2 protein-coding genes and 1 pseudogene are annotated in these 2,711 nt (G+C 34.7%); 1 reads left to right on the top strand and 2 read right to left on the bottom strand.

Annotated elements, in window-relative coordinates; all coding sequences use genetic code 11:
- Positions 1-503 (bottom strand): annotated as a pseudogene (locus tag AACZ30_RS13680) (DNA topoisomerase IB); the annotation flags it as partial.
- Between the two features lie 140 nt (positions 504-643).
- The gene (locus AACZ30_RS13675; RefSeq protein ID WP_075327152.1) at positions 644-1,732 is read right to left on the bottom strand and encodes a M42 family metallopeptidase; all 1,089 of its coding nucleotides are present in this window, start codon (positions 1,730-1,732) and stop codon (positions 644-646) included.
- Positions 1,733-1,837: 105 nt separating this feature from the next.
- Here AACZ30_RS13675 and AACZ30_RS13670 point away from each other — a divergent pair, with 105 nt between their 5' ends.
- Positions 1,838-2,530: a DUF4294 domain-containing protein gene (locus AACZ30_RS13670; RefSeq protein WP_339650071.1), complete on the top strand. Its 693-nt coding sequence runs from the start codon at positions 1,838-1,840 to the stop codon at positions 2,528-2,530.
- The last annotated feature ends 181 nt before the right edge of the window (positions 2,531-2,711 follow it).

Genomic DNA, 2,711 nt, shown 5'->3' with positions numbered 1-2,711 from the left:
GTTTTATTTTTCCTGGCATAATAATGATTTCCGATTCTAATATGGGTTTCTTCCATTAGACGTAGAATAAGCGCCAGGACTTTTTTGCGACTCATTTCGGGTAAATCCAGGTCTTTATCTACTTGTTTTCTTATTTTAGGCAGGTTTTCTCCAAAGGCTGCCATTTTAAAGAATTTGGTTTCATTTCTTAATTTGCTCCAGGTAGGATGGTAAATATATTGTTTGCGGTTTTTTTCATCGCGGCCCACAACCTGTAAATGGCCATTTTTTAAATGTGTAATTCTAACTTCTTTCCAGCCCGGGGGAATTACTAAACTTTTTATCCGTTCTAGTGTTTTTTTATCTTTTACATGTTCTCCTTTATAAAAATATGAAAATCCCCGACCTACTTTTTTTCGGTTAATAGAAAGGTGCTCTTCAGAAACGTATATTAGGTTGGCAAAATCTATAGCCTGGTATGGATCTGAAATAAAATTATTTATTTCTTCAGGAGAAATGGTCATTTCTCTTTTTCACTAAATATAATTGGAAAAAAGGCCGGGCTATAATAAAGAATTGTGAAAGTATCTATAATTAAATGACAAAGCCCTTTTCGGAATTTCTTCTGAAAAGGGCTTTTCTCAAAATAAAAGAGATTAATTATTTAATCAAAATAACTAAAACTATCTCCATCCTTTATTTTTAGAACACTTTCGTAAATTAATTTAATAACATTTTCTACATCGGTTTTATGTACCATTTCCACTGTAGTATGCATATATCTTAATGGAAGCGAAATTAAAGCGGAAGGAACCCCGCCGTTACTGTAAGCAAAAGCATCAGTATCGGTTCCAGTAAACCTTGAATTCGCCATACGCTGAAACGGAATTTCTTTTTCCTGGGCAGTGTCAATAAGTAATTCCCTTAATTTATTTTGAACCGCGGGAGCGTGGGCAATTACAGGACCGTGACCAATTTTAGTATCGCCGGTTTTCTTTTTATTTATCATTGGCGTATTGGTATCGTGAGTAACATCGGTAACAATAGCTACGTTTGGCTTAATACGGTGGGTGATCATTTCTGCTCCCCTAAGTCCAATTTCTTCCTGCACCGAGTTGGTGATATAAAGCCCGAAAGGCAATTTTTTACCATTCTCCTTTAATAATTTTGCAACCTGTGCGATCATAAATCCGCCCATACGGTTATCCAGGGCTCGGCAAACAAACTTATTTTCATTAAGTATAAAAAATTCATCAGGGTAGGTAATTACACAACCAACGTGTACACCCAATTCTTCAACTTCATCTTTACTTGTACACCCAACATCTATACAAATATTATCTATTTTTGGAGATTGCTCTTCATCTTTATCACGTGTGTGAATGGCCGGCCAGCCAAAAACACCTTTTACTATTCCTTTTTTAGTATGTATGTTAACACGTTTTGATGGCGCTATTTGGTGATCGCTACCTCCGTTTCTTACCACATAAATAAAACCCTCATCGGTAATATAATTTACGTACCACGAAATTTCGTCAGCGTGTCCTTCTATTACAACTTTATATTCGGCTTCAGGATTTATAACTCCAACTGCGGTCCCGTAGCTATCTGTGAAGAAATCATCTACATAGGGTTTTAAATAATCCATCCATAATTTCTGCCCTTCAGATTCGTAACCCGTAGGTGCGGCATTGTTAAGGTATTTTTCGAGGAAATCTATAGATTCCTTATCAAGTATACTGTCTTTGCTCATAGTTTTGAATTTTCACGAATTTAATAAGAATTAAATGTATGGCAACTCATTATTGATTAATTTTGGAATGATTTTAGTAAGATAGGAGAGGTAAATAATGAGCAAATGCTTAGAAAGTTTTTTTTAATAATATTCTTTATAGCTTTTAGTCTTTCCGGACTTTTTGCACAGGAAAATTTTCCTAGTGAAGATACTTTGCAAAAAAAATACATGATTATTGCCGGTGATACGGTGCCAAGGGAGAGTATAGATCTTAATGAAGTGGTGATTTTAAAAAAGCTTCATTTTAATAGTCTTGCTGAAAGAAAGCAGTACCTTATATTAAGGAGAAAAACCCGGAAGGTTTATCCTTATGCCAAATTAGCTTCAGAAAGATTAATAGCACTTAATTCCAGACTGGAGGAAATTGATTCCCGATCGGCTCAAAGAAAATATACAAAGATTGTTCAGGACTATATAGAGGATGAATTTTCTGCGGAATTAAAAAAGCTCACCCATACCGAAGGCCAGATTTTGGTAAAGTTAGTACATAGACAAACCGGTACCACCGCTTTTAATCTTATTAAAAATTTAAAAAGTGGTTGGCGGGCTTTCTGGTACAATACAACGGCTAGTTTATTTGAAATATCTTTAAAAGAAGAATTTGATCCCAGAAATAATCATGAAGATTATTTAATTGAAGATATTTTGCAGCGTTCTTTTGTGAATGATATATTAGAACCACAGGCTACTGCTTTAGATTTTGAATACGTAGAACTCACCGATAAATGGAGTAAAAGACCTGGTAGATTAAATTAACTTTTGTCTCCCCCATATTTCTTTAAAATTTTTTATCTTACAAGTTCCTTTTATTGAGAAGTTTAGGAATTGGTTTTAAGATTTCTTTAAAAAATTATTATTTGGAGCTTGCGGGGGAATAAAACAGCAGTATATTTGCACCCGCTTTGGGACACAACGAGGGTTGGGAAGTAAAGTGGGA

The sequence above is a fragment of the uncultured Salegentibacter sp. genome (assembly GCF_963972535.1).
Classification (GTDB): Bacteria; Bacteroidota; Bacteroidia; order Flavobacteriales; family Flavobacteriaceae; genus Salegentibacter.
Note: the sequence above shows the minus strand (reverse complement) of the source record. Positions and strands in the feature narration are given on the sequence as shown.